The sequence below is a fragment of the Amycolatopsis sp. lyj-109 genome, assembly GCF_046548995.1.
In the GTDB taxonomy this organism is placed as follows: domain Bacteria; phylum Actinomycetota; class Actinomycetes; order Mycobacteriales; family Pseudonocardiaceae; genus Amycolatopsis.
In genome coordinates, this window is sequence record NZ_JAJPWR010000017.1 from 97,173 (window position 1) to 123,567 (window position 26,395).

Here is a 26,395-nt window from a genome sequence, read left to right on the forward strand (position 1 = left end):
AAAGAGCACACCTCATGAGCAGCATCACCCTCATCGGTACCGGGAACATGGCTCGTACCATCGGCACGCTCGCGGTCGCGGGCGGCAACACCGTCGAAGTCATGGGACGCGATCAGGCCAAGGCCGATGCCCTGGCCAAGGCGCTGGGCGGCGGCGCGACGAGCGGCGAATGGGGCGCCGTCCCGGCCGGGGACATCGTCATCACGGCCCTGTTGGCCGACGGTGTCGTTCCGGTCGTCGCCGAGTACGGAGCCGCCCTCGCGGGCAAGGCCATCGTCGACATCAGCAACCCGTTCAACGCCACGGTCGACGGACTGGCCCACCACGAGGAGACCTCGATTGCGCAGGAAGCCGCCAAGGTGGCCCCGGCCGGCGCCGGCGTGGTGAAGGCCTTCAACACCATCTTCCGCGGTGTCCTGGAGCAGGGCCGCCCCAATGTCTTCCTCGCCGGCGACGATGCGCAGGCCAAGGCGAGCGTGGCGGCCTTCGTCGAGAGCCTCGGGCTGCGGCCGCTGGACGTCGGCGGCCTGAAGATGGCGCACTGGCTGGAAGGAATGGGCCTGGTCACGATGGGCCTCGCCGGCAACGGGGTCGGCCACTGGGACTTCGCCCTCGGCGTCGACGAATTCACCGGCTGAGCCCCCGGGGCCTCGCCCGGTCGTCGGCCGCCGCGTTCTCGCTGCGGGTCACGATGGACAGCGCGGCCGCCACCGTGCCGGCCAGCGTCTCGGACACCGGCACGCCGTGCCGGTGGGCGACGTAGATCAGGTACCGGTTCCGCTCGGGGTTCGCGCAGTCCGGCGGACAGCCGAGGACCGCACGGCCGGTGGTCACGTCGAGGCCGAACTCCACGTTCGTGGTCATCCCGGGCATCGAGACCATGTCCCGGGGAATCCAGAACAGGATCGCGCCGGCCCGCGCCCGCGCCTCGGTCTCCCAGCCCACCTGGTCGTCGTAGTGCGCGGCACGCTTGCCGCCGCGCGACTCCGGCGACAGGACGGTCAGGGGCCTCCCGCCGCGCTGGGCGGCCAGCTCCCGGACGGCCGCCGGCCGCCAGGACGGCACCGCGTCGCCGAGCCGGGGCGTCGGGCCGGCCAGGAACACCGACGGCCCCGCCTCGGGAATCGGCTCGCGGGCCATGACCAGGGTGAGCTCACGCATCGGTGGCCTCCCGCCGTGGGGTCCACGGCAGCGGCAGGCCGTCGCCCGCCGCTCGCGGGACCACGTGGATGTGCAGGTGGAACACGGTCTGCGTCGCGGCCGAGCCCCGGCTGGTGATGATGTTCGCCGCCTGGTGCTCGCCCAGCAGTTCGGCGGCGCAGGCCATCGTGCGCGCGGAGACCGCGGGGTCGACGCCGGCGTCCGCCACGTGGGCACGGGGGATCACGAGCACGTGCCCGTCGTTCACCCCGCCCCGGGGCCGGACGGCGATGACCTCGCCCCGGCGGCGGTCACCGCGCAGGAACTCGACCCAGTGGCGGGCGCTCCACCGGGGTGCCCGCCACCGCCGCACGACGGTGGCCGGCGCCGCGCCGGCGGCGATGTCGCAGAACACGCAGCCGGGAACCCTGGCGCCGCTCACGACTTGAAGACCCAGTAGCGCTCCGCGCCGCGGTCGACCGGGTCGAGGAAGAAGCGCCGCTCCTGCGGCGGTGCACCGGTCTCCAGCAGGCGATCGATGTCGGCGAGGATGGACGTGCCGTCTCCGATGTAGGAGTGGCCGAGCAGGTTCGTGTCGGCTTCCGACGCGTCCACGCTGACCACCGGCCCCACGACGAGGACCTCCGGGTCGGTGTCGCCCGCTCGCTGGTAGCCGTGGACGAGCTTCGACGCGCGCAGGGCGAGGTCCTTCGACGAAGCGTAGAGCGTGACCTGCCGCGCGCGAACCGTGACTCTCGGGGACAGCTGCCGGAACACGTCGGCGTCGATGTCGGGCGCCGCGAGCACGACCTGGTCCAGCCGGCTGGTGTCCACATCGGACATGTCGCGCAGTGCGTCGGTGACGACCCGGTTGCCCATGCTGTGCGCGATCACGTGCACGGTCTCGACATCGGCGCCGTCGAGGAGGGTGCGCAGGAACGCCTCGAAGTGCGGAACCGTCCACAGTGCATTGTTCTCGTCCCGCGGGTAGTCGAGGACCTTGCCGCCCGAAGGCCAGCTGTAGAGGACCGCGGCGCCGCGGAAACGCAGGTCGAAGACGATCTGGGCGGTCCGCAGCACGGCCGCGTCGAAGCTCACGTTGTAGCCGTGCACGAAGACCAGCGCGGCTCGGCGGCCGGTCTCGGTGAAGCGCCGGGCGAGTGCCGCGGAGAACGCGCCGTCGTCGTCGAAGTGCTCGGCGCCGCGGAACGTCAGGTGCTTGGCCGGGTCGGCGGCGAACTCGAGCTTCCACCACTGGGGTGTCTCGACCGCACCCCGGCGGTGACCGGGCGGGATGGACACGTCGACCTGCCCGAACCGCAGCGGCCCGCGCCCGGCCCCGAACATGGTCGCCGGACCGGCCTTCGCCGTCCTCTCCCGGTCGGTCGCGAAGAACACCGGGACGACGTAGCGGGCGTCCGAAGGCTGTTCTTCCGCGGGGGCGTCGGCCGGGTCGCGTTCTTCGGCCGGGCGTCGCTCACGATGGGAGTAGGTCGGGTCGGCCGGCCGCGGCACGACCACGCCGACCAGGTCTCCCTGGGCCAGGACCACGCCGGTGAACCCGGCCGGCCGGGGCGCCGTCGCGAGGTCGTGGACGGGGGAGCGCGGCTCCTCGTCCAGTTCGAGTGCCTCGGCGAGCTCCTCCTCGGTGCCGGCGTCGGTGAGCAGCCAGCGGACCTTGTCGACGCGGAGGGCGAACCACTGCGGTTCGCCGTGCACGGTGCGGTGCACCACGGCGTGCCGGAACGCGGGATAGGTTTCCAGGTGGTCGCGGGCCTCGCCCGCGGTCATCGTCGCGTCCAGGACGAGTGCCGGTTCGATCATCGTGCCGCTCCCAACGGATCCGGGTGCCCGGTCACCTCGAAGGCGCCCCAGTGCACCACCCCGGCGAACGGGCGTTCACCGGGCGCGTAGGTCCGCGTGAACCGCGCGCGCACGGCCGCGAGCTGTTCGGCGTTGTGGACATCCGCGGTGAGCCAGTGCGCCACGACCTGCGTCGTGACGTCGTCCCGCAACCATCGTCGCGCGGCCGCCAAGGCATCCGACAGCGGCTGACCGTCCCGGACGCAGCGGGTGAGCACGTCCGAAACGAGCATCGCCGCGGCGATGTCGTCGACCGACCAGCGCGGCGCGAGCACGCTGCGGGCACCCGCCGCGACGAGCGCGGACGGCAGGTTGACGAAGTCGTTGCTCTTGTCGGGATGGACGTTCCCGATCTGGCACGCCGACAGCACGACCAGGCGCGCGGTGCGCCGGTCCGGCCGGGCGAGCAGGTCACGGACGGTCAGCGCGCCGCCCTCCCGGCCGGCGCAAACGAGTCCTGAGTCGAGCGGTTCCTGCCAGTCGCAGTAGGCGTGCCCGATGAAGTGGAAGACGTCGGCTTGCCCGAGCGCCGCCAGCACCCGGGCCTTGGTGGCGCGGCGTCCTCGGAGGGCGCGGTTGTGCCCGGCGAACAACGCCCGGCTGACCGCGGCTTCCACGGAGCAGCAGGCGATGCTGTCGTCCTCGGTCGGATTCTCGGCCTGCAGCAGGAAAAGCGGTCGCCCGGCCGGCTTGCGGCGGGCCGGCGCGGCGAGCGACGGGGCGACGCTCACGCCGAGTGGCTCGCCGCCCGGCCACCGATCCGGCGCGGCCGCCGCGACCGGCAGTTCACTGCACCCCACGGACGGCAGGAGCACGATCCGCGGCACCGCGTCGCCGACGGCGTCGAGGATCCGTGGCCACAGCCGCGCGCGCAGGGCCGCGACGACCCGGCCCAGGTCGTCCGCCCATTCCGGCCCGGACGCCTGCCAGCGCCCGTACGCGCCGTAGAAGGGGATGTCGCCGGGCGCGCCGAGGACGGCGTCGGCGATGGCGTCCACCGCGCGTCCCCCGGTTCCGGCCCGGACCACCTTCCCGGCCTGGCCGAGGAACAGCCCCTGCAGGTCGGACGCGGTGAGGTCGAGGTGGAAGGCGCAGCGCAGCGTTGGCTCGCCGTCGCCGGGCCGGGCGGCCACGACGCCGAGTCCGCGGGGGAACGCGCCGCACCAGACGACCGCGGTCCCCGGCGTCGTGGCTTCGCGCAGCTGCCGCACGACGTCGTCCGGGCCCTCGGGAACGACCGTCCGGAAGTAGCGGTTCCTGGCCAGTTCGAGCCAGCCGAGTGCTTCGCGGCCGTCGCCGGCGACGATCGCGGCTTCGATGGCCTGCCCGTAGAAGTCGGCTTTGTGCACCGCCCACCGGCGTTGCCCGTCCGCGGTGGTGAACCCGGCGCGGCGTCGTTCCAGCTCGGCGATCGTCCGGCGGAACGCGGCTTTGGCCTCGGGCCAGCGGCCCCGCAGCGACGCCACCAGTGCCGGCACACCGGTCACCCACTCGACGTCCGGCGGCGGGTGGTCCGGTCCGAGCCGGGCGACCTCGGCGGCGTGCCGTTCCGCGTCGTCGAGCCGGCCCAGCGCGGTGCAGGCCAGCGCCGCCTGCACCGCGGAGACGACCAGCCCGGCCCGGTCTTCGATCCGCCGTTGTTCCTCGATCGCGGCTTCGTGCAGCGGCAAGCCGGTTTCCGGCCGGCGCAGGCCGGCCGAATAGACGGTGCCGATCTTGTTCACGGTGCGAGCGTGCAGCGCCGGATCCGCCTTGTCCGACCGATCCGCCACCGAGCCGAGCAGGTCGAGCGCCTCGTCGTACTGGCCGGCCACCAGGGCGCATTCGCCGAGTGCGTAGGCGGCCGCGAGCTCGATGTGGGGAAACAGGTCACGGCCGGCTTCCGCCATGACCGGCCGCAACTGCCGGCGTGCCGCCTCGACGTCGCCGTCGTTAAGGCTTTTCGCGCCGTCGGCGAGCCGAAGCGCCAGGGCGGCGCCGTCGTCCAGGTCGTCGGCGCGCGCCTGCTGTCGTCGTGCCGCGTCGGGGTGGCCGTGCACGGCAAGAGACCACGCGAGAAGACGACGGTCACGCGCCTCGTTTTCGACGCCGCAGTCCGTACCGGCCGCGAGCGCGACCGCGGTGTCGTAGACGTCGACGCAGGCCGGATCGCCCTCGGCGGCCGGCTCGAACGCGGAGCGGGCCGCCCGCCGTACGGCGTACCGCAGGGCGGTGGCGGCGTCCCCGGCTTCCGTGCCGCGCGCGAGCCGATCGATCACGACGGGCCGGATCAGCTCGGCGGCCTGCACCGGCTCGTCCAGTTCCAGCAGGCCGGTGCCGGCGATGAGCGCTGCCGCCTCAGCGTCGGCGACCGCTTCGCAGCGCTCGTAGAGGAGCTTGGCCAAGCGTGCGTGCTCCACCGCGTCGGTCCACCGCTCCAGCCGGGCGGCGCAGCGCGCCAGCCGCAGCAGGAGCGCCGCTTGCAAGGTGACGGGCCCGGACTCGGCGGCTTTGCGGAAGCCGGCGCTGAATGAGTTTGCCGCGTACCTCGCGTCGTGCCCCATCAGCTCGCCGAGCCGCAGGTAACACCGCGCGCAGAATTCGGCGTCCGCGCCGCTGTCCGCGGCCAGGCGCAGGACCACCGGTTCCAGCTCGGCCGCGGAGCCGTCCGGCCGGGAGCCGATGTACAGCACGGCGGCGAGCCGGTGCAGGTCGGTCACCTCCGGCCGCCGCAGCGCGGTGACCGCCTGGTCGAGCGGAACGTCCTGGTCCAGCACGGCTCGGGCGGCGGCGACGACTTCGCGCAAGATCACCACCGAAGGCACCCCGTCCGCGGGCCACCAGGCGTGCACCAGGTGCTCGACCTCGAGCACCCGGGCTGACCGCGCCACCGCGTCGCCGGACAGGAAGGACTCGATGTCGTCCATACTTCTGAGTCGCCGGCAGGTGCGGCACAGTTACCCGGACCGGTTTGCGGTGCGTGATCTACAAAACCGGGTTTGCCGCTACGATCACCGGGCCGCCGGACTCCGCCCGGCGCGGGGTTCGCACGGCCGGCTGCTCTGTTCGGACCAGTGACGTATCCCCGCACCGGGCCGGTGCGTCCTCTACGGCGGAACGTGGCTGTGCGGAGGGCCGGATGGCGGGTCGGCAGGCCCCGGACATCGATATCCGGGTGCTGGGACCGTTCGAAGTCGAGGCCGGCGGTGGTCTGCTCGATCCTGGCGGTCCGCGGCTGAGGGCGACGCTGGCGCTGCTCGCGGCGTACGCCGGCCGGCCGGTCAGCGTGTCCCTGATCGTCTCCGAGCTCTGGGGTCCCGAGCCGCCACCGGACGCCGAGCGGACGGTCCGCACCTACGTCTCCCGGTTGCGCCGGGCACTGCCGGCGGTGGCGCCGCTGATCCGCACCCGGACGCCGGGATATGTCCTGGTGGAACCGGAAACCGTCGACGTGGTGCGGTTCCGGCAGCTGGCCCGGGACGGGCACACGGCGCTCGTCGGCGGTTCGGCCGAGGTCGCTCGTGAACGGCTGAGCTCGGCGCTGGGGCTGTGGCGGGGAACGGCGTACCACGAGTTCGACGGGGTCGCCGCCCTGGAATCGGAGCGGACGCGGCTGACGCGGGAACGTCTCGATGTCGTCCAGGACCGCATCGACGCCGATCTGTCGGTCGGGCTCGGGGGAGAGCTCATCGCCGAGCTGACGGACCTGACCACGGCCCACGCCGGCCACGAACGGCTGTGGGGGCAGCTGATGACGGCCCTGTACCGGGCGGGGCGGCAGGCGGACGCGCTGGACGCCTTCCGGCGAGCCCAGCACGAGCTGGTCGAGCGCGCCGGCGTGGACCCGTCTCCCGCGCTGACCGAACTCCAGCGCCGGATCCTTGCGCACGATTCCCGGCTGCTCGCGGCCGCCCGGTCGGAGCCGGCGCCCGCGCGACCGGCTCAGCTGCCGCCCGCGGTGCCGGGATTCATCGGACGCGACGGCGAGCTCGCGGCCCTCGACGTCGTCGCGGAGGATCCGGAGGTGAGCGCCGTCGTCGCGATCTGCGGCACGGCGGGGGTGGGCAAGACGGCACTGGCGGTGCGCTGGTCGCACCGCGTCGCGGCCCGGTTTCCGGACGGGCAGCTCTACGTCGACCTGCAGGGCTTCGACCCCGACGGCGCGCTGCCGGCCGAAGAGGCCCTCCGCGGGTTCCTGACCGCGTTCGGCGTCACCGATCACCAACCCGGCACCCTGCCGGAGCAGGTCGCGCGGTACCGGAGCCTGACCGCCGGAAAACGCGTGCTGGTGGTGCTCGACAACGCACGCGACGCCGCGCACGTCCGCCCGCTGCTCCCGGCCGGGCCCGGCAGCGCGGTGGTCGTCACCAGCCGCGATTCCCTGGCCGGGCTGGTGGCCCGCGACGGTGCCCGCCGGATCGGGCTGGACGTGCTGGGCGGGGACGAGTCGGTCGAACTGCTGCGGCAGCTCATCGGCGACCGGATCGCCGGGCCGGCGGAGCTGCAGGACCTTGCCGCGCACTGCGCCCGCCTTCCGCTCGCGCTGCGGGTCGCGGCCGAACTCGTCGCCCGGCGCGGCCGGGTGGGACTCGAGGACCTCGCCGACGAGCGGCACCGGCTGGACATGCTGGAGGCCGGAGCCGACGCCGAGACCGCCGTGCGGGCCGTGTTCTCGTGGTCGGAACGGCACCTGCCACCGGCGGCGAACCGCCTGTTCTGGTTGCTCGGCCTGCACCCCGGGCAGGCCGCCGACAGCGAGGCGATCGCCGCGCTCGCCGGGGTCGGCACCCGTGGTGGCCGGCAGCTGCTCGACGTACTGGCCGGCGCCCACCTCGTGGAGGTCGCCGGCCCGAACCGCTGGCGGATGCACGACCTGTTGCGGGCCTTCGCCCGGGAACGCGCCGACCAACTGCTCCCCGAACCCGACCGGCGAAGCGCCCTGAAGAACCTCTACGAGTTCTACCTGTCGCACGCACTGGCCGCGATGGACGCCGTGTTCCCGGAAACCGTGCGGTGGCGCCACGAGGAGGCCGAGCCGGCGCGGCCCGCGCCGACCTCGGCGGTCGCCGCGAAGTCGTGGCTGGACACCGAACGGTTGACCCTCGTCGCGATCACGCGCACCGCGGACGGCGAACTTTCCGCTTATGCCGTCAAGCTGGCGCGGGCGATCGACCAGTACCTGAGCGTCGGCTACTACAACGCGGACGCGTTTTCCGTGCACCGGCGCGCGCTCTGGGCGGCCGAGCGGCTCGGTGATCAGTCCGGGCAGGCGCGCGGCCTGCTGGAACTCGGGCGGTCGCACGCCCGGTCGGGCAACTACGGGGACGCCGACGAGCACTATCGGCGCGCGCTGGAGCTGTTCCGGCGGCTCGGCGACCTCGCGGGCGAGGCGCGTGCGCTGATCGCGCTGGGCCACAACGAAGGCCGGGTCCGCCGCTACCACGACGCGCTCGCCAGCTACGGCCGGGCACTCACCCTCAGCCGCGAAGCCGGCGATCGCGTCCAGGAGGCCGTCGCGCTGGCCAGCACCGGCCAGGTGCACCACAGCATGGGCCGGCACGAGGACGCGGTGTCGTGCTACCGGCAGGCCGCCACGATCTACGAGGAAACCGGCCAGCGCGTCGGTCAGGGCCGGATCCTCAACGACCTCGGCAGCGCCCTGCAGAGCTACGGACGGCTGACCGAGGCCTACGACCACCACCAGCGTGCCCTGCGGATCCTGCACGACATCGGCGACCGCGCGGCCGAAGCGATCTCGCACACCGACCTCGGCCGGATCCACTCCCGCTGGGGCCGCCACGCCGAGGCCCTGGAGCACCACCGCCAGGCGATCGCCGTGTTCCGGCGGATCGGTGACCCGGTCGGCGAAACGGAAGTGCTCGTCAACCTCGGCAGCGCCTACGAGCTCATGGGCCGGCACACCGACGCGGCCGACGCGCACCAGCAGGCCCAGACCCTGGCCGCAAAGCTCGGCGACCGGCGGCTCGAATGCACCGCTCTCAACGGGCAGGGCCGGGTCGCCTGCGCGACCGGCCGGTACGGCGAAGCCCTCGGATACCACCACCAGGCCCTGACCCACGCCCGGACGATCGAAGATCGTGAGCAAGAAGCCCGCTCACTCGACGGGATGGCCGAGGCGCACGTTCGTTCCGGCGCGGGTGCGGAGGCGCGCCGGCTCTGGTCGGCGGCGCTCCGGATCTACGAGGACCTGAGCATGCCGGACGCTGCCGACATCCGGCACCGGCTTCTCGGGTGACCGAGCCCTGGCCGGACTCGGCCAGGGCGTCGCCGCACGGTCGGTGGTCACCGGCCCGGCGACTCCGGTACTTCGGGGCTCCGGTACCCGAGCCGGCCTCGCGTGGCGATGAGGACGACCGCGGCGGCCACGCCCGACGAGACCAGGAACGTCAGCGCGATGTCGTCGACGGTCGTGCTGGGGAAGAGCTCGGTCCACGCGATCGACATGGTGTTGTTGACGCTGGTGTGCACGAGCATCGCGATGGGCAGGCTTTCGCCGCTGCGGTTGAACACCCACGTCATCAGGATGCTGAAGAGGGTCGTGGTCGCGATGAACTCGACGATCGTCCAGACGGTCACGTCCGGCCAGTGGCCCCACTCCGAGAAGAACAGCGGCACGTGCCACAGGCCCCATAGCGGTCCCAGGATGAGCGTGCCGCGCAGCGGCCCGAACTTGGGTTGCAGGTGGGGCAGGGCGAAGTCGCGCCAGCCGGGCTCTTCGGCGAGGCCCGTCGTGACCAGCTGCAGCACCAGGCCGGGGACCAGGGCCACGAACACCATCGCGCTCGGGAGGTGGATGTCACCGCCGTTGAGCGCGAAGCTCGTCACGACGAGCGCCGCCGGCACGCCGAGGATCGAGCCGACGTACCAGCGCCAGTTCACGTTCCACTTCAGCAGCCGGCCGGCCCAGCGCTGCAGGCCCGGGCGGCCGTGGGCGGCCGCGGTGACGACGAACGCCGCCAGGATCGGGCCGAGGTAGGCGCCGGGCAGCACACCGAGCAGCTGGGTGGTGCCCAGGATCTTCGGGAAGTCGAAGTCCGGCTCGACGCCGAGGCCGGTTTTGCCCAGGATGTACGGCGTCCACGCGATCCAGCTGAGTGCGAACGCGAGGGTGAAGAAGCTGACGAGCGGGTTCCGGGCGATCAGGCCACGGATTCCGCTGTGCGGCGCGGTTTTCTGCGGAATTGCCACGACGATCCTTTCTCGAGTGTCTGGTGTGGACGGTTATTCGCCGACGCGCATCGCCGCGACGGCCGCCGGGCGAAGGGCGAACCGGGTGGGGATCGCGATGGCGCCCCAGCCGAGGAGGGCCGCGGTCGCGACGATGCCGAGGTAGACCAACGGCGGTACGGCGGGGATGGCGGCGCCGGTCAGGCTGAGGCTGATCCCGACCAGCGGCGGCAGCGCGGCCAGCGAGCCGAGCACGACCGCGGCCACGACGACGACGGCCGCTTCACGCCGCGTCATGGCCCGGACCTGACGGGGTTTCGCCCCGACCAGCCGCAGCAGCGCGAACTCGCGGATCCGGGCGCCGGTGGCCAGGACCAGGATGTTCACCACCGCGATCGCGATGAAGGCGATCAGCACGAGGTTGAGCAGCAGGTTCACCGTGGACTGCGCGCCCGCGGCGTCGTTCTGCGCCGTCGCGAACGACTTCCGGTCGGTGACGCGGATTTCCGGGTACGTCCGCAGGAAATCGGCTCCCGGCGCACCCGCGACCAGGATCTCGTCGTCGAGCCCGCTCGTGGTGTGCCCGGCGACGGCGTCGTGCGGCAGCGTCAGGTCACCGAACCCGAGGCCGCTGCCGTAGATCGCGACGACGCGGGCGTGGTGGGGAGTGCCGTCGCCGAGCCGCATCGTGACCGTCTTGCCGAGGTCCACCCCGAACGTGCCCGCCGCGTTCTCGCTCACGGCGACGGCGTCCCCGGTGAGAGCGTCCAGGTTGCCCCGGCGCACGTCGAGGTTCAGCACCCGGCCGAGCCCGTCCGGGGTGACGCCTTGCGCGGAGTAGGCCTCGGTCATCGGCTCACCGAACATCTGCGAAGTGACCAGAACCTGCGTTCGCACCACGGAAACGGCCGCGGCCACCCCCGGCGCTCGCCGGACCGCGCCGGCCACGGCGGGGGCGATGCCGCCGTCGGCCACGAGCACGTGGTCGGCGAGCAGGCCGGTCTCGGTCTGGTGCTGTGCCGCGGCCGCGGTGGTCGTCACGGTGAAGATCTGCACCGCCGCCAGCGTCACGCCCATGATCAGCGGGGTGGTCGCGGCACCGAGCCGACGGGCGCGGGCGCGGGTGTTGGCCCCGGCGAGGAAGCCGGTGGACCCGTGGCGCAGCCCGAGCGCGCCGAGCACCGACGCGGTCGCGGTGAGCAGCCGCGGGCCGAGCAGCGCGATGGCGACGACCAGCAGCAGTGCCGACGACGCCGCGCCGGCCGTCCCCGCCGTTCCGCTGATCACCAGCGGGAGCGCGATGCCCGCCACAGTCCCGGCGATCGCGAGCAGCCAGCCCGTGAGCACCCGGCCGCGGCCGAGCTTGGGCGGTTCGACGGCGGCTTCGCCCAGCGCGTCGACCGGGCTGATCCGCGCCGCGCGGCGGGCGGCGATCAGGCCGGCCGCGACCGCGGACAGCACGGACCCCACGACCGCGGCGACGATCGGGAGCGGGCCGATCACGAACCCGAAGCCCGTGGGGATCGAGCCGTAGCGGACGAACACGCCGTGCAGCCACAGGCTCAGCGCGATCCCGGGTCCCACGCCGAGTACGGCCGCCACCGCGGACACCAGCGCGGACTCGATGCCGATCAGCCGGTAGATGTGCCCCGGCCCCGCCGCGATCGCCCGCAGGAGGGCGAATTCGCGACGGCGCTGCTGGACGGCCAGGCCGAGGGTGCTGGCGACCACCAGCAGGACGACCATCAGCATCGTCCCGCCGAACGAGGCCGCGACGACCGTCAAGAACGAGCGCGCCGCACCGACGTCGAGGAACTCGGCCGCGGCCCGGTCGTCGCCGGTGGCCGTCGTCACTCCCGGCACGGCCGCGCCGATCCGCCGCGCGAGGTCCGCTTCGTCGACGCCGGGCGCGGCCAGCACCGCGACGGCGTCGACCGTGTCCGGCCGGCCGGCGGCGACGCGGGCCTGTTCGTCGGTGAAGAACGCCGACGGCTGCCCGGCCGCGATGGTGCCGACCACTCGGTACGACGACGCGACCCCGCCGACCGTCACTTCGGCGACATCGCCGACGCGCCCAGCGTCGAGCACCACTTCGCCGGGTCGCTCCGGGGCCCGGCCGCCGGTGAGCGTGCCCGCGCCGAGCCGCGTCGACGACCACCCGTGGGCGACGAGCGGAGTCGATCCGGCGGGCCCGCGCAGGCCGGCCCGCACGCTCACATCGGGCACCACCGCGGCGACTCCGGGCACCCGGGCGATGTCGGCGGCGCGGGCGGCGGGCAGCGGAACGCGCTCGGCGAACCGCTGGTCTGGTTCGTCCGCTGTGGACAGTGCCTGCTCGGCGGTGACGACCACCGCGGCGGTGGCGTAGCGCTGCGGCGGGATTCCCGAGCGCAGCCCGGATTCGAGCAGGACGCCGCTCGCGGTGATCAGGGCGGAACCGGCGAACACCGCGACGAACGCGGCGGCGAACGCCGTCCGGCGCGCGCGGATCGTCTGCCAGGCCAAGGCGAACATGCTCATCACCACTCCCCGAGGTGGGTCATGCGCTGGGCGATCCGCTCCGGGGTCGCGCCGGTCAGCTCGCCGGCGATCCGGCCGTCGGCGAGGAACACCACGGTGTCCGCGTACGAGGCCGCGACCGGGTCGTGCGTCACCATCAGCGCCGTCTGGCCCCACCGGTCCACCGTCTGGCGCAGGGTGCCGAGCACCTGCCGCGCGGTGCGGGTGTCCAGCGCGCCCGTCGGCTCGTCGAGGAACACCACTTCGGGCCGGGTGACCAGGGCTCGCGCGATCGCGACGCGCTGCTGCTGACCACCGGAAAGCTTGCTCGGGCGGCGGTCGAGGGGGACGTCCAGCTCGACCGACCGGACGACCTCGGCGAGGAACACCGGGTCGAACCGCTGGTTGCCCAGGCGCAGCGGGAGCACGATGTTCTGCTCGACCGTGAGCGCGTCCAGGAGGTTGTAGGACTGGAAGACGAAACCGATCCGCTCCCGCCGCAACGCGGTCAGCTCGGACTCGCGGCGCCCGGTCAGCTCGGTGTCGCCCAGCAGGATGCGGCCCGATGTGGGCCGGTCCAGGCCGGCGGCGCAGTGCAGGAAAGTGCTCTTGCCCGACCCGGACGGGCCCATGATCGCCGTGAAGCTCCCGCGCCGCAGGCCGAGGGTCACGTCCTCGAGCGCGGTCACGGCGGCGTCGCCCTTGCCGTAGGTCTTCGCCACCGACTCCATCCGCACCGCGTACTCGAGCCCGTTCGCGACCGCTGTCATGGCCGGTTTCCTTTCCTCTGGAATCTGGTGATCCAGACGCTATGAGCGGGCGGGGTGCGGCACACGGGGCTGGGATCCCGAACCGGGGGTGTAGCCAGCTACACCCCCTCGGGGGGTTCAGTAGAGTCCGGACACGGCACCGCAGGCCCCGGGGAGCGGCGATGAGGACAGGGATCAGACGCAGCACCGGCGCGACCGCGGTGCTGGTGTCCGGGCTGCAGACCGCGCTGCCCGCGTTGGCCGGCGTGCTCGTCGTGCCGCTGCTGGTGCTGCTGCTGCCGTTCGTGCCGGCGGTGACCAAGCCGGTGCGGGCACTGGCCGGGCTCGAACGCGAGCGGGCCGGGCGGCACCTCGGGTACCGGCTGCCCGAGGCCGCCCACGCCGAGACCGGCGGCCGGTGGCGCGCGGTCCGGGATCCGGCCACCTGGCGTGACCTGCTCTGGCTGGTCGGCCACGGCCTGGCGGGCACGTTCCTCGGCCTGACCGGGCTCGCGCTGTGGCCCGCGATCGTGTTCAGCGCGTTGCTGCCCGCGTACTGGTGGCTGTTCCCGCCGAACACGTTCACCGGGATGTTCGTCCTCCTCGGGACGTGGCCCGAAGCGCTCACGCTGCCCCTGCTGCAGGCCGCGACCTACGCCGCCGCGGTGTACTGGCTGGTGCCGCTGATCGCCCGCGGCCAGCTCCGGCTCGCGCGTTCGCTGCTCGGGCCGAGCGACGCCGAGGTGCTGGCCCAGCAGGTCGAGACCCTCACCCGGACCCGGGCCGAGGCACTGGAGTCGCACGGCGCCGAGTTGCGTCGCATCGAGCGCGACCTGCACGACGGGATCCAGGCGCAGCTGGTCGCCGTCGCGGTGCGGATCGGTCTCGCCGAACGCACCCTGGGGGCCGAACCGGAGAGCCCGGCGACGGCGTTGCTCCGGGACGCCAGGACGGGGATCGAGGACTCCCTGGGCTCCCTCCGCGACATCATCCGCGGCATCTACCCGCCGATCCTCGCCGACCGGGGGCTGAGCGGCGCCGTCCACGCACTGGCCGGCGGGCAGCGCATCCCGGTCACGGTCCGCGTGCCCGACGACCTGCCCCGGCCACCGGCGGCGATCGAGGCGGCGGCATACTTCGTCGTCGCCGAGTCGCTGACCAACGTCACGAAGCACAGCACGGCCGCGCACGCCGAAGTGATCCTCGACGGCGACGGGCACAGCCTGCGCGTCACGGTCCGCGACGACGGCCGGGGCGGCGCCGACGCCGAGGGCGGGAGCGGGTTGTCCGGCATCCGGCGCCGGGTCGCCGGGCTGGACGGAACCGCCCGGATCGACAGTCCGGTCAACGTGGGAACGACGATCGAGGTACTGCTGCCATGCGCATAGTGCTCGCCGAGGACAACGCACTCCTGCGGGAGGGGATCTCGCTGCTGGTCAAGAGCGCGGGGCACGATATCGTCGGGATCGCGGCCAGCGGCCCGGAGATCCTGCCGACGCTGCTGGCGCACCGGCCGGACATCGCGGTGCTCGACGTCCGGATGCCCCCGACCTTCCGCGACGAAGGCCTGCGCGCGGCGATCGCGGCCCGCGAGCACCTTCCCGGGCTGCCGGTGCTGGTGCTGTCCCAGTACGTGGAGCAGGCCTACGCGAAGGAACTGCTGGCGACCGGCGCGGCCGGTACGGGGTACCTGCTCAAGGACCGGGTCGGCCGGGTCGAGGAGTTCCTGGACGCACTCCAGCGCGTCGCGGCCGGGGGCACCGCGCTCGACCCCGAGGTGGTGGCCCAGCTGATGAACAAGCGTGACCCGCTGGACAGTCTCACCGCCCGGGAGCAGGAGGTGCTGCACCTCATGGCGCAGGGCCACGACAACCTTTCGATCGCCAGGGACCTGGTCGTCACCGAACGTGCGGTGACCAAGCACATCGGCAACATCTTCCGCAAGCTCGGCCTGCCCACCAGCGACAGCGGTCACCGGCGGGTGCTGGCCGTGCTCGCCTACGTCAACGCCTGAGCCGGCGGCCGTCGCCGATGAACCCGGCGACGGCCGCGCCTGCCAGGCAGACCGTGGACGTGATCAGGAAGATCGCGCGGTATTCGGTCAGCAGCGCCTCGCGGACCGCGCCGAGGTAGCCGGCGAGTGCTCGGTCGTAGGCCGGTTGGGACGGGAACAGGATCCGGAGCGGCGGGTTCAGCGACGCGGTCAACGTGTGGAAGTAGTGCAGGCCGAAGGCGGACACGGCGGCGACGCCGACCAGCATGCCGGTCATCCGCGCGACCACGACCGCGGCCGACGCGACGCCGTGCTGGGCGCGCGGCACCGCACGCAGCGCGACCGCCGACAGCGGGGCGATGACCAGGCCGAGCCCCAGTCCGGCAAGCGCCAGGTCGACGTCGAGGCGCGGCAGCCCCAGGACGGACCTGGCCGCGAGCACGTCGGCCGGCCAGCGGGACATCAGCAGGTAGCCGCCGGCCGCGATCAGCATCCCGGCACCGGCGATCCAGCGTTCGCCGACCCGCGTGGCGAGCAGGCCGCCGAGCAGCGCACCGACCGGCAGCGCGACCAGGAACCTCAGGAGGAGCTCGACACTGCCGCCGTCGTCGCGGCCGAGCAACGTCTGCGCGAACAGGTCGACGTCGACCAGGGTGATCATCAACGCCGCCCCCGCGGCGACGCTCGTCCCGAGCGCGGTGAGGAACGGCCGCAGTGACACGGTCGCCGTGTCGATGAGCCGGACCTCGGCGCGCGACTCCCACCAGAGGAACGCGACCAGGCTGAGCCCGGCGCCGATCAGGAACGGCACTCCCCACGGCGGCAGCACCTGCTCGCGCGGGTTCGGGTTGTCCAGACCGATGACGAGCAACGCCAGCGTGAGCGCCAGCAGCAGGGCACCACCGAAGTCCACGCGCGGCCGCTCGGCGGGTTTGCCGCCACGCACGGAAACCTGCACCGCGACGGCGGCCAGCACGGTCAGCGGGACGTTCACCCAGAACACGCCGCGCCAGCCGGTCGCGGCGGCCAGCCCGATGCCGTAAAGAGGCCCGAGCACACTGCCGAGCTCCTGCGCGGCACCGACGGCTCCCAGCACGGCGGAGCGGCGATTCCCCGGCCACAGGTCCGCGGCCAGCGCGAGGGTCACCGGAAGCAGCGCGCCCCCGGCGGTTCCCTGGATCACCCGGCCCACGACCAGTACCGGCACCGTGCCGGCCAGCGCGGTGACGACCGACCCGGCGAGGAAACCGCCGAGGCAGGCCTGCAGCAGCAGCTTGCGGCCGAACCGGTCGGAGAACTGGCCGAGCAGCGGCATCGCGGCGACGTAGCCGAGCAGGTAGCCCGTGATGACCGGCGTGACCAGTTCCAGCCGGTTCACCGGAACGCCCAGGTCGTCGATGATCTGCCGCAGCAGGCCGACCACGACATAGGTGTCCAGCGCGCCGAGCAGCACGGCGAGACCGCCGGCGCCGACCGCGAGCGCACGGCCGCCGCGCGAGCCGGTCAGCCCGGTCACGCCGGCGCGGTGACGGTGACCGGCTTGTCCACGTCGGACAGCGTCACGTCCACGCTGGCGCCGCCCGGGTACCCCAGCGAAGCCTTGACCGGCAGGTGGCCGCCGTCCTGGCGGAGCCAGAAAGTGGCGTTCACAGTCGAGGCCGTCCCCGGCACCAACGCGATCAGCGCGTCCTTCGGAACCGTCCCCGCGACGCGGTACGTCGGCGTGCCGCCGACGTCTTCCGTGCCTTCCGTGTTCGGTCCCTGGACCGCGGACAGCACCTTGGGGATGCCGCGCTGCGGGTCGAGGATCGCGGACGGGTCGTAGATCGAGGAGCTGAGCGCCGCGGGGATCTGCTGGAACCCGCCGGTGGGTCCTTTGATGTACAGCGAGCCGTTCACCAGGACGAACTGGGCGTCGACGACCTGGCCCAGCAGTTCCAGCGTGCCGGTGCCCTTCGCGCCGCCGCCGTTGGCCTTGGTCAGGTCACCGTCGAGGCTGTGCACGCTCAGGCCCGGCACGGTGCCGTTGACCTTCAGCGTGAAGTGCGTGCTGGTGACGCCGCCCGCTGCCGACGCGCTGTCCTTGAGCAGGGCACCGGCGTCGGGCAGCGACGCGCCACCGCCCGAGCCCGAGGAGCAGCCGGTGACGATCGCCGCGCTCAAGGCCACCGCCGCGAGCAGGGTACGCCGCAGAATCATGCGTTCACCCTAGATCAGGAGCCGTACTCCGGACCAGCCGGCAGTGGTCTACAAAGGACGCAATGCAGCTCCGGCCGATGGGGGCGAAGAGCCCTCAACCTCATCCAGTTGGACGGCCGCTCGGCCGGCGCGCCGGGTACCGGCGCGGGGCCAAGCTCCACAGGGTGATGGTGTCCCGGCAGTGGAGCGGGCAGCCCCGAGCCGTCGTGCCTCCCCAGCCGGGCCGGGCGCTGAGCTACGGCCGCAGGACGAGCTTCCCGGCGGCGTGACCGCTCGCGCTCAGCTCCTGCGCCTTCGCGGCGTCCTCCAGCGGAAGGCTCTGCGCGATGCGCACCGTGAGCTTGCCGTCGGCTGCGAGGCGGGCGTACTCGCCGAGGCGGGCACCGAACGGGGCGCCGGGGCCGGAGAAGGTGACGCCCAGCTCGGCGGCCTTCGGATCGGCGATGGTGACGATCCGGTCGGTGCCGCCGCGCAGGCCGATCGACAGCTCCAGGGCGCCTGCCCCCGCGGCGTCGTACACGGCGTCGATGCCCTGCGGTGCGGCCTCGCGGACCCGGTCGGCGAGGCCGGCGCCGTAGGCGACCGGGATCGCGCCCAGCGAGCGCAGGTAGTCGTGGTTGCCGGGGGAGGCGGTGCCGATGACCGTGGCGCCGCGGGTGACCGCGAGCTGAACACCGACGGCGCCGGTCACCCCCGCGGCTCCGTTCAGCAGGAGCGTGTCGCCTTCCCCGACGCCGAGGGCGTCGAGCACGCGGACCGAGGTCTCGACGGCGACGGGCAATGCCGCGGCGAGGTCCCAGTCGAGGTCTGCGGGCTTCGGGCCGAAGTCGACGGCCAGCGCGTGCTCGGCGTACGCGCCGGTGACGGTCCAGCCCAGGACCTCGTCACCCACCGCGACACCGGTCACGCCTTCGCCGACCTCGTCGACGACGCCGGCCGCCTCCACGCCCGGGATCACCGGGAACGGCGGCGTCACCTGCGGCCTCCACCCGTTGCGGATCTTGGAGTCGAGCGGGTTGACCCCGGCCGCCACGACCTTCAGCCGCACCTGCCCGCGTCCGGCGTGCGGCTCGTCGACCTCTTCGAGGCGGAGGACTTCCGGGCCGCCGAACTCGGTGTAGGTGATCGCCTTCATGTCCTGCTCCATTGCTCGTCGAGCTAGGTGAAAGATCAACCTCGACCTGAACCGGCGGGCGCGGTCCAGCCGGTGGATCGGATCCACTCGGCCAGGTCGAGGGTGGCCGGCTCGATCGCCCGCACCGCCGCAAGATCCGACGGGTGTTCCGCCGCCTTCGCGAACTGGCGGAACATCGCCCGGTCGAGGTCGCTGGGAAGCACGCTCACCGGGAGGGCCTCGTACCGTGCCGGGAGCCCGGCGCGCGCGCCGAACGCCGCGGCGATCTGGGGGCCCGTCAGCTCGTCGCCGACGAGCTCGACGGCTCCGCCGGGTGCCTCCGCGGTGCCGAGCAGGAGCGCGGCGGCGACCCGGCCGACGTCCCTGACCGAGATCATCTTCAGGGCGATGTCCTCCGGCAGCGGCAGCCTCAGCACGATCTCTCCGTGCTCCAGGCTCGGTGCCATCTCCTCCATGAAGGGGGTCGGGCGAACCATCGTGGCCCGGAGGCCGGACTTCCTCAGGTGCTCCTCGATCGAGTGCTTCGAGTCATGGTGCGGCACACCCCGCTCCCGGTCCGCGCCGAAGACCGAGTTGAACACGACGTGCGGAACCCGCGCCGCGACCGCCGCGTCGACGAGCGCGGTGCCGATGCGGATCTCCGTCTCGACCTCTTCGACGTTGTTCGCCTCCGGGGTCATGAAGTAGAACGCCTCGACCGCCGTCAGCGCGGCGGCCAACGACGCCGGGTCGTCGGTCCGGATGGCCGCCAGCTCGACGCCGCGGGCGGCCAGCGCCTGAGCCCGGTCGGATTGCGGGTTGCGGACCAGGGCCCGCACCGTGACCTTGTGGTCCAGCAGCGCGTCGAGCACCGCCCCGCCCTGTCGCCCCGTCGCGCCGAAGACTGCGATCGTGCCGGTCGTCTGGGTGGCGGTGGGGGAGGACGACGCGGGCGCGGCGTCCTCGAGCTTGATCTGTTGTGACATGTCTCCACGATGCGTCTGCGGCGCTAGGCTTACCACCGGTATCGCGCCAGGTTTTCCCGATAACCCGCCAGTGTCGGGTGGCCTCGATCGCGTGTCCGACCCCAGCGGCGAGCCGTTCTGCTGGCCGATGGCGCCGACGTGGCCGCGCACTTCCACGACTACGGCCAGCTCGGGTGCTGTCGCCGCCCGTGACGCTGACCGGACAGCTGCCGGCCGAGCCGTCGGTCTTCGTGGCGAGCGCGTTGCTGCGCGAGGCCTATCTGGCACTGATGAGCGAGGGTGAGCCCCCGTGCGCGGCTGCTGATCGACGTCGTACTCGCCGAGCTCGCCCGCGCCGCACAGGAGCCGAGCGACCGGTGTCTCAAGGCGGTCACCGACCCGCTCCACGTGGACCCGGCAAGCCCGGCGACCCTGGCCGAGCCGGGCCACCGCACCGGCGCCGGCGAACGCACCCTGAGCCGGCTGTTCGGCAGCGAGCTGTCGATGAGCTTCCACGCCTTCACCGAGCTGGTCGGTCAGGCACCTGGGGGTTATCGCTCGTCGGCTCGGTCCTCCCGCGGCTCCCATGGGTGAGAGCACCTGCGCGGGCGTGGCCGGCACCGCCTGATGTCGCAGGTTCGGCACCCCGGGTTTGAGGGGTAGTCGTCGTCCGCGGCGTCGTCGGTGGGTGTGGTGACGGACATGGCAACTCACGCGCTCTCGGTGAGCGCGGCGGCGCGGGTGGGGAACACGCTCAGGCGCCCGCCCATCGGCATGAGGGACGTTGGCCACGTCCGGCTCACCGGGCGTCCCGCAAGCGATCTTCGAACGAGGACGCCAAGCACGTTCATCCGTACACGACTGAGCCAGCAACTCAGTACGCCGACAACTGTGACACCGACGCAACTGCGACAGCTTTGACTGTTCAATCGGAGGTGCGGGCTCGCAGATTCCGGTTCGCAACCGAGCGGAAAGTGGGCCCGGCACCCGCCCCGAGCGAGTGCCGAGCCCACTCTGGCCGGCCTCGTGGGCCGGTCAGTTTCCCGCTGGAACGGTCCCCGCCTGGCCGGTGATGGCGGTGCGGACCGAACTGTAGGAGGTCACAGTGTTGGCTTTGATGCCTTCGATCCCCGCGTCGCCTCCCGGCGTCAACTGGGTCGTCCGTTCCCCGATGAACTCGCCGGTGTCGCAATCGACGATGATCTCGTAGAGATAGCCACCGTCCGGGGGTGTGACACCCAGGGCGACGCCCTTGCGGCCGTCCAGGTTCGCCACCTGCGCGGTGATCTTCAGCCCGGGGATCTTGGCCAGCGCGCGGTACACCGCTTCCTTGAGATCAGCGGGTACGACACCGGTCTTCAGCAGATCGGCAGCGAGTCTCAGCACACCTCCGCCGCGGGGCTTGTTCACCAGATAGGGATCTTTGAGCATGAGGTCGTAGAGCTGTTGCGGGTCGCGGGGCAAGTCGGCCAGCTGCCGTTCGGTGGGGGCGCCCCATTCGCCGGCGCTCCGGCCGGCGAAGATCAACGCTTTCTCGGGGAACTGGCCACCCCGCGCACGCCACTCACCGGACTGACGGATTTCGTTCACGTTCTGGCCCTCGGTGGTGGTGGCGGTTTGCTCGTTGCCCACTAGCCACTGCTTGTTCCCCGTCTGCCCGATCTTGAGCAGCCATTCACTGTCGAAGTCGCTCGGCTGCCAGGTCTGCCTCAGCTCTTCGGCGAGGAAAGCGAACTGCTGCCCTTTCGTGGGCCTGGCGACCAGGTACCAGCCGCGGGTCTCGGTGTACCGGAATTTCCCCGCGGGAATGGGTGCCTCGCCCGTGACATGGATCATGTCGGCCGCTTTGTCCAGCGCCTGCCGCACCGACGCGAATTTCACCGCCGGCACTGACGACACTGACGACGTCGACTGGGCCGACGGGGCACCGTGGTCTCCGCCGGTGATCGCGACGGTGGCGCCGACGGCAACGACCACTACCGCGGCGGCCGCACTGAGCCACCAGCGACGTCCGGCGGGGAGCCCTGGCTTTCGTGTCAGCTCGTTCACCGGATTGGTGTCGGCCACCAGGGTGTCCCTTCCTTCGAGTGAGCGCACTGCGTTCAACAGGGTGGTTCGTGCCTCGGCCAGGGGCTGCCGGTTGGCGAGTTCGCCGGGGCGCATCAAGATCAGCCCTTCGTCCAGCTCTTCGTCGGTCCACAAGCGGTGGACGTTGTCCTCAGTCATCGGCCTGTACTCCTTCCTCATCGCGCGCGGAGCTGGATGCCGCGGACGCCTTCAGCAAGCGCCGGATCCGGTGCAAGCGGGAGCGCACGGTGCCGGCGGGAACACCGAGCGCCTCGCCGATCTCGGTCGGCGCCAGTTCCGCCCAACTGGTCAGCAGCAGCACGTCCAGATCGTTCGGCGAGAGTTTCGCCAACGCCACAGCCAGGTGCTGCACCCGCGTCTGCGCGTCGATCCGTTCGGCCACCCGATCGGCATGCCCGTGCACAACCCGCCTGCTGTGCTCGTGCGCGGCCAGGCGCAACTGCCTGCGTTGGGCAGCGACCTCGTTGCGGACCTCCGTGCGCAGCAGGTTCGTCGCGATACCGAACAGCCAGGACCGGGCGCTTCCTCGCTCACCGTCGTAGCGGTCGCGCTGCTGCAACGCGATCAGGAACGTCTCGCTGAGCAGGTCACCGGCGATGTCGGCACCGATCCTCCCGACCAGATAGCGGTGCAGGACCGCGGCGTGCTCGTCGAACAGACGCCGGAAAGACTCCTCGAGATCACCGCGACGCAGGTCAGGCCGATCATCACCGCTTGCCGGAGTTGATTGCCGCGTCATAGTCACAGCAAGTATTGGGATTGCGCGGCGGAAGCGTTCACGAGGGGGCGCTGTCGGTGCTGGACGAGCACTTCGACCACCACACGATCAGCACCGTGGAACGAGCGAAACGGCGTCGGCACGGACTCGCCGACTACTGGCTCATCCGGTACTCGGACGACTTCGTGATCATGGTGTCCGGCAACCGGGCACGGGCCGAAGGGGGCTGCCCAGACTTCGGTTGACACCGGGGCTGGCTGGTTTCAGGCCGCTGGTGCGGTGGTAGATGGTCTCAAACTCGACCGGTTGAGCTTGCCCAGGGCGCGTTGGCGGCGTTTGCAGTGGTACCGGCTTCGGCCGCCGCGCACTTTTGGGAGCTGATCGAGCAGGTCGAGGACCTGGAACTGGATCTACCTCGCGCCGTCTGCCGGGATCGGGCCCGGTGAGCGGACCGCAACCCCTATGTGGAGCCGGAGGACGTCTCCGAGGCGATCGTTTGGCCCGTCTCGCCCACAGGTCGCTTCATCACCGGCGCTGCGCTGTCGGTGGATGGCGGTACCGTGACGCCTTGATCGGCCCGGCGATTGCTCAGCCGGGGCGCCGCGCTGATGGGTCAACGGGTACGCGATGGGAGCGATTTCCGTCGCCTGCCCGGGCAGCGCCCCGCCTGAACCGAAGATCTCCGTGCCCTTCGAAGACGGCCGCCGGGGCTCGCCCCTGACCTCGACGTCGGTCCAACGCCGGACAGCGTATTCGCCGGCGGCCGCTGTAGGCGGGCTGTTGAGCGTGTTCTCGACGGTAACGCCGTCCTCGTCGATTACGACCTGAGCGTTGGCCGGCGAACTGCCGTTCGCGCCAATGACCTTCACTCCACGCCGAAGTTGCCGTGCTCTGGTAGCCATGCGAGTCAGCAGAGGCGGGGCACCACGCCCCGTGCCGCGTGGCTCAGGATCCGCAGGTCGTCCATGAAGCGTTGGCGGTGGGAGGCGGGTAGGGGCGCGAGGAAGTATTGCTCGATGTTCGCCACGTGCACCCGTGCAGCCTGTACTGCCTTCTCCTCGCCCAGCGTGGTCAGGCGCACCAACCGGCCTCCGCCTGAGGGGCTCGCCCAAGCCCTGCTTGCTGGTCTTCGGGTATGTCGACGAGGCGGTCCCCGGCGAAGGAAGCTGCCTTGGAAATGCTGCCCGTTCGACGATCCACCACGCAAAGCCTGGAGCCGCCGAGGCGCCCATTGCCGAGTAGGCAGCCGAGCCCTGTCGACCTGCAAAAGATCAACAGGTCCGGGCGCTCAGGGCAACTGCGGGTAGATCGCCGAGACGCCCCCGGCCAGCGCGGCCTGCGCCTGGCGGGAGGCGTTGTCCGCGAGGATCTCGTAGGTGCCGGCGGCGAGGCCGTCGACGGCGATCCGGGCGATGTCGGCGGGGTCGGACTTTTCCGAGGTGACGTCACGGACCAGGTCGGTGTCCATGTAGCCCACGTGCAGCGCGGACACCCGGATGCGCCGGCCGGCGAGCTGCTGGCGCAGAGCATTGGTGAGGGACCATTCCGCGGACTTGGCGGCGCAGTACGCGCCGGCCTCCGGGAAGCTGACCCAGGACAGGCCGGACAGGACGTTCAGGATCGCACCGCCGCCGTTGGCCGCGATCTGGGGCGCGAAGGCCCGGGTCACTTCCAGGGTGCCGAAGAAGTGGGTGTCCATCTCCACACGGATGTCGTCCAGATCGCTATTGAGCAGGTCGGCATTGGGTGGCGAGCCGGCGTTGTTGATCAGGATCGTCACGTCACCGGTGGCCTGGGCGGCAGCCTCGACGGAGGTGGGGTCGGTGATGTCGAGCGCGATCGGCTTGGCGCCCGGCAGGTCGACCTGGTCGGGGTTGCGGGCGGCGGCGTAGACCGTGGCGCCGCGGCCGAGCAGTTCGGCGGCGAGTGCCCGGCCGAACCCCCGGTTGGCTCCGGTGACCAGGACGGTGCTGGCGGAGAGGTCCATCGAAAGCTCCTGGTGAACTGAGAAGAGTGATAGGTGGGCCGGCGGGGATCGGCCATGTTCAGTGCCTGGCGGCCGCCGAGACCGCCGCCAGCTCCGGCGCTACCGTGCGAGGAATTCGAGTGCCTTCGTCACGAACTGTCCGTGGTACTGGAAGATGCCGCCGTGGCCGGCGTCGGGGTAGATCACCAGTTCGCTGTCGGGCAGGCGGCGCGCCAGGTCGTAGGTGTTCTTCGTCGGGACCATCCGGTCGTTGTCGCCGTTCGCGACGAGCACCGGCTGGTGGATGACGGAGAGGTCGGACGGCTTCGCCAACCCCCAGCGGTGGATCGCGGTGAGCTGGGCACCGTAGGACCTGAGGGAAATCGCCTTGTCCCGGTTGGCTTTGCGTTCCTTCAGGCGGGCCAGGAACTCTTTGCCCGCCCGCTTCCCGTTCGGCGTCCGGGTGAAGAAGAGGAACTGCTTGGGGTCCTGGCGCGTGAGCAGTGCCCGGATCGTGTCGAGGTGGGAAATCCACGTCACGTTCTTGATGCCCTCGCCACCCGCGGGCCCGGTACCGGCGATGATCAGCTTGCGGACCAGCTCCGGTTCGTCGTGGGCGATCACCTGGGCGATCATGCCGCCCATGGAGAAGGCGAGGATGTCCACTTCGGTCAGGCCGAGGGCGCGGATGAACGTGACGGCGTCGGCCGCCATCGCCTCGATGGTCTTCGGGGTGGTGCCGGTGGATGCGCCGACGCCGCGGTTGTCGAAGGTGATGACGCGGTGCTTCGCGGCGATGCCGTCGACCACCCGGGGGTCCCAGTTGTCGAGTACCGCGGCCAGGTGGGTCAGGAAGACCACCGGGACGCCGGTCTTCGGGCCGAGTTCGCGGTAGGCGAAGTCGACGCCGCCGGCGGAGACGGTGCGGGTCGGGGCGTCCTGGTAGGAGGTGATCACGCGGTCGCGGGATTCTTTTTCGCTGCTCATGGTTTTGCCTTTCGGTTGATTGTGTGGGTCAGTGGCCGAGGAAGAGGTTGATCTGCGCGACGAACTCGTCGATGTGCTGGAACAGGAAGGCGTGCCCGGCGTCGCTGTAGAGCACGAGCGTGGAGTCCGGGACCTGCTCGACCGCCTTGTACGAGCTGACGGCGGGGATCATCACGTCGTGGATCCCGTTGGCGTAGAGGACCGGCTGGCTGATCGACCGCAGCTCGGCTTTCAGCTGGTCCCATTCCACGGCCAGGAGCCGCCCTACGGCGGCGAGCTGCCCCTGGGCGGCGTCCTCCGTCACCGCGGGGCCGCCGCCTTCGAGGCGCTTGGCGACCTTCGCGAGGTGTTCGAGCCCGGCGGCGCGGCCCTGTTCGGTCTCGGGGTAGAAGAGGTAGAGCAGGTCTTCGGCGTCCGCGTCCGGCTTGGCCATGATGGACAGGACCCGCTCGCTCATCTCCGGGGTCCCCGGCGCGACGCCCGGTCCGCTGCTGCCCGCCACGACGATCTTGCGCACGAGGTCGGGCCGGCGAAGGGCGACGTGCTGCGCCACGATGCCACCGAGTGACCAGCCGAGCAGGTCGACCTGCGTCAGGCCGAGAGCCTCGATGAACTCGATCGCGCCGTCGGCGAACCCTTCGGACGTGTCGCGCGGCTCGCCACCGGTGTAGCCGATGCCGACGTTGTCGAACAGGATGACGTCGCGGTCCGCGGCGAGCCGGTCGACGAACTCCGGGTCCCACCAGTCGATGGTGCCGCGGAACCGCATCAGCAGGACCAGCGGCACACCACCTCGCGGGCCGGTGCGGCGGTAGGTGAACACCGCGGACGGTCCGGCGGCGGTGTGGTTCTCAAGGGTGTCAGCCGTGTAGGTCGTCGTCATGCTTTATATTATGACCATACTTCAATGAGGGGTGCAAGCCGAAGGGTCACCGAGATGAAGTGAC

At 71.8% G+C, this 26,395-nt stretch carries 23 protein-coding genes; 6 read left to right on the forward strand and 17 right to left on the reverse strand.

The features are described 5' to 3' along the window. Positions 1-14: 14 nt before the first annotated feature. On the forward strand, positions 15-638 hold the full coding sequence (locus ACLJQF_RS32930; protein ID WP_410614238.1) for an NADPH-dependent F420 reductase: 624 nt from the start codon (positions 15-17) through the stop codon (positions 636-638). Here the strand turns inward: ACLJQF_RS32930 and ACLJQF_RS32935 are convergent. Genes ACLJQF_RS32935 through ACLJQF_RS32950 form a run of 4 tightly spaced genes read right to left on the reverse strand, consistent with a single transcriptional unit; the run spans position 628 to position 5,909 of the window. Continuing rightward, complete coding sequence (locus tag ACLJQF_RS32935; protein ID WP_410614239.1) at positions 628-1,161, reverse strand: nucleoside 2-deoxyribosyltransferase domain-containing protein; 534 nt, start codon at positions 1,159-1,161, stop codon at positions 628-630. The genes ACLJQF_RS32930 and ACLJQF_RS32935 overlap by 11 nt on opposite strands. Next, positions 1,154-1,582, reverse strand: a complete 429-nt coding sequence (locus tag ACLJQF_RS32940) for an HIT family protein (RefSeq protein WP_410614240.1) — start codon at positions 1,580-1,582, stop codon at positions 1,154-1,156. Before ACLJQF_RS32940 ends, ACLJQF_RS32935 begins: the two co-directional genes overlap by 8 nt. After that, positions 1,579-2,964: an alpha/beta hydrolase gene (locus ACLJQF_RS32945; protein ID WP_410614241.1), complete on the reverse strand. Its 1,386-nt coding sequence runs from the start codon at positions 2,962-2,964 to the stop codon at positions 1,579-1,581. The genes ACLJQF_RS32940 and ACLJQF_RS32945 overlap by 4 nt, the downstream gene beginning before the upstream one ends. Beyond that, on the reverse strand, positions 2,961-5,909 hold the full coding sequence (locus tag ACLJQF_RS32950) for a CHAT domain-containing protein (protein WP_410614242.1): 2,949 nt from the start codon (positions 5,907-5,909) through the stop codon (positions 2,961-2,963). Before ACLJQF_RS32950 ends, ACLJQF_RS32945 begins: the two co-directional genes overlap by 4 nt. A 212-nt stretch (positions 5,910-6,121) precedes the next feature. On the opposite strand from ACLJQF_RS32950, the gene ACLJQF_RS32955 reads away from it, so the two are divergent. Then, complete coding sequence (locus tag ACLJQF_RS32955; protein ID WP_410614243.1) at positions 6,122-9,238, forward strand: tetratricopeptide repeat protein; 3,117 nt, start codon at positions 6,122-6,124, stop codon at positions 9,236-9,238. A 47-nt stretch (positions 9,239-9,285) separates the two neighbouring features. On the opposite strand, the gene ACLJQF_RS32960 is transcribed toward ACLJQF_RS32955, so the two are convergent. Genes ACLJQF_RS32960 through ACLJQF_RS32970 form a run of 3 tightly spaced genes read right to left on the reverse strand, consistent with a single transcriptional unit; the run spans position 9,286 to position 13,439 of the window. Further along, entirely contained in the window at positions 9,286-10,191 is a 906-nt protein-coding gene (locus ACLJQF_RS32960; RefSeq protein ID WP_410614244.1) for a type II CAAX prenyl endopeptidase Rce1 family protein, read from the reverse strand. Between the two features lie 33 nt (positions 10,192-10,224). Beyond that, positions 10,225-12,690 carry an ABC transporter permease gene (locus tag ACLJQF_RS32965; RefSeq protein ID WP_410614245.1) on the reverse strand — a complete coding sequence of 822 codons (2,466 nt, stop codon included), beginning with the start codon at positions 12,688-12,690 and terminating at the stop codon, positions 10,225-10,227. Then, complete coding sequence (locus ACLJQF_RS32970) at positions 12,690-13,439, reverse strand: ABC transporter ATP-binding protein (protein ID WP_410614246.1); 750 nt, start codon at positions 13,437-13,439, stop codon at positions 12,690-12,692. The genes ACLJQF_RS32965 and ACLJQF_RS32970 overlap by 1 nt, the downstream gene beginning before the upstream one ends. Positions 13,440-13,600: 161 nt before the next feature. Between ACLJQF_RS32970 and ACLJQF_RS32975 the strand changes: the two genes are divergently transcribed. Beyond that, the gene (locus ACLJQF_RS32975; RefSeq protein ID WP_410614247.1) at positions 13,601-14,806 is read left to right on the forward strand and encodes a sensor histidine kinase; all 1,206 of its coding nucleotides are present in this window, start codon (positions 13,601-13,603) and stop codon (positions 14,804-14,806) included. After that, positions 14,797-15,432 carry a LuxR C-terminal-related transcriptional regulator gene (locus tag ACLJQF_RS32980; RefSeq protein ID WP_410614248.1) on the forward strand — a complete coding sequence of 212 codons (636 nt, stop codon included), beginning with the start codon at positions 14,797-14,799 and terminating at the stop codon, positions 15,430-15,432. Before ACLJQF_RS32975 ends, ACLJQF_RS32980 begins: the two co-directional genes overlap by 10 nt. On the opposite strand, the gene ACLJQF_RS32985 is transcribed toward ACLJQF_RS32980, so the two are convergent. The 4 genes from ACLJQF_RS32985 to ACLJQF_RS33000 all read right to left on the reverse strand — a co-directional run bounded on the left by ACLJQF_RS32985 (position 15,422) and on the right by ACLJQF_RS33000 (position 19,710). Then, positions 15,422-16,927, reverse strand: a complete 1,506-nt coding sequence (locus tag ACLJQF_RS32985) for an MFS transporter (RefSeq protein ID WP_410614249.1) — start codon at positions 16,925-16,927, stop codon at positions 15,422-15,424. The genes ACLJQF_RS32980 and ACLJQF_RS32985 overlap by 11 nt on opposite strands. After that, positions 16,924-17,610 carry an LppX_LprAFG lipoprotein gene (locus ACLJQF_RS32990; RefSeq protein WP_410614250.1) on the reverse strand — a complete coding sequence of 229 codons (687 nt, stop codon included), beginning with the start codon at positions 17,608-17,610 and terminating at the stop codon, positions 16,924-16,926. The genes ACLJQF_RS32985 and ACLJQF_RS32990 overlap by 4 nt, the downstream gene beginning before the upstream one ends. Positions 17,611-17,845: 235 nt before the next feature. Continuing rightward, entirely contained in the window at positions 17,846-18,745 is a 900-nt protein-coding gene (locus ACLJQF_RS32995; protein WP_410614251.1) for an NADP-dependent oxidoreductase, read from the reverse strand. Positions 18,746-18,780: 35 nt separating this feature from the next. Then, positions 18,781-19,710, reverse strand: coding sequence for an NmrA/HSCARG family protein (locus tag ACLJQF_RS33000; protein ID WP_410614252.1), 930 nt, complete (start codon positions 19,708-19,710; stop codon positions 18,781-18,783). Positions 19,711-19,989: 279 nt separating this feature from the next. Here ACLJQF_RS33000 and ACLJQF_RS33005 point away from each other — a divergent pair, with 279 nt between their 5' ends. Then, a complete protein-coding gene (locus ACLJQF_RS33005) occupies positions 19,990-20,283 on the forward strand; it encodes a hypothetical protein (RefSeq protein ID WP_410614253.1) in 294 nt (97 codons plus the stop codon). Positions 20,284-20,724: 441 nt separating this feature from the next. Here ACLJQF_RS33005 and ACLJQF_RS33010 read toward each other — a convergent pair whose 3' ends face one another. Both ACLJQF_RS33010 and ACLJQF_RS33015 read right to left on the reverse strand, forming a co-directional pair. Next, entirely contained in the window at positions 20,725-21,915 is a 1,191-nt protein-coding gene (locus tag ACLJQF_RS33010) for a CU044_5270 family protein (protein ID WP_410614254.1), read from the reverse strand. Then, on the reverse strand, positions 21,908-22,516 hold the full coding sequence (locus tag ACLJQF_RS33015) for an RNA polymerase sigma factor (protein WP_410614255.1): 609 nt from the start codon (positions 22,514-22,516) through the stop codon (positions 21,908-21,910). Before ACLJQF_RS33015 ends, ACLJQF_RS33010 begins: the two co-directional genes overlap by 8 nt. 56 nt (positions 22,517-22,572) lie before the next feature. Here ACLJQF_RS33015 and ACLJQF_RS33020 point away from each other — a divergent pair, with 56 nt between their 5' ends. Continuing rightward, positions 22,573-22,740 (forward strand): hypothetical protein, encoded by a 168-nt coding sequence (locus tag ACLJQF_RS33020; protein ID WP_410614256.1) that lies wholly within the window; start codon positions 22,573-22,575, stop codon positions 22,738-22,740. A gap of 662 nt (positions 22,741-23,402) precedes the next feature. Here ACLJQF_RS33020 and ACLJQF_RS33025 read toward each other — a convergent pair. From ACLJQF_RS33025 to ACLJQF_RS33040, 4 genes are all read right to left on the reverse strand, one after another. Beyond that, on the reverse strand, positions 23,403-23,576 hold the full coding sequence (locus ACLJQF_RS33025; protein WP_410614257.1) for a hypothetical protein: 174 nt from the start codon (positions 23,574-23,576) through the stop codon (positions 23,403-23,405). A 207-nt stretch (positions 23,577-23,783) separates the two neighbouring features. Beyond that, a complete protein-coding gene (locus tag ACLJQF_RS33030) occupies positions 23,784-24,482 on the reverse strand; it encodes an SDR family oxidoreductase (RefSeq protein WP_410614258.1) in 699 nt (232 codons plus the stop codon). A gap of 99 nt (positions 24,483-24,581) precedes the next feature. Beyond that, positions 24,582-25,448, reverse strand: coding sequence for an alpha/beta fold hydrolase (locus ACLJQF_RS33035; RefSeq protein WP_410614259.1), 867 nt, complete (start codon positions 25,446-25,448; stop codon positions 24,582-24,584). Between the two features lie 28 nt (positions 25,449-25,476). After that, on the reverse strand, positions 25,477-26,331 hold the full coding sequence (locus ACLJQF_RS33040; RefSeq protein WP_410614260.1) for an alpha/beta fold hydrolase: 855 nt from the start codon (positions 26,329-26,331) through the stop codon (positions 25,477-25,479). Positions 26,332-26,395 lie beyond the last annotated feature (64 nt).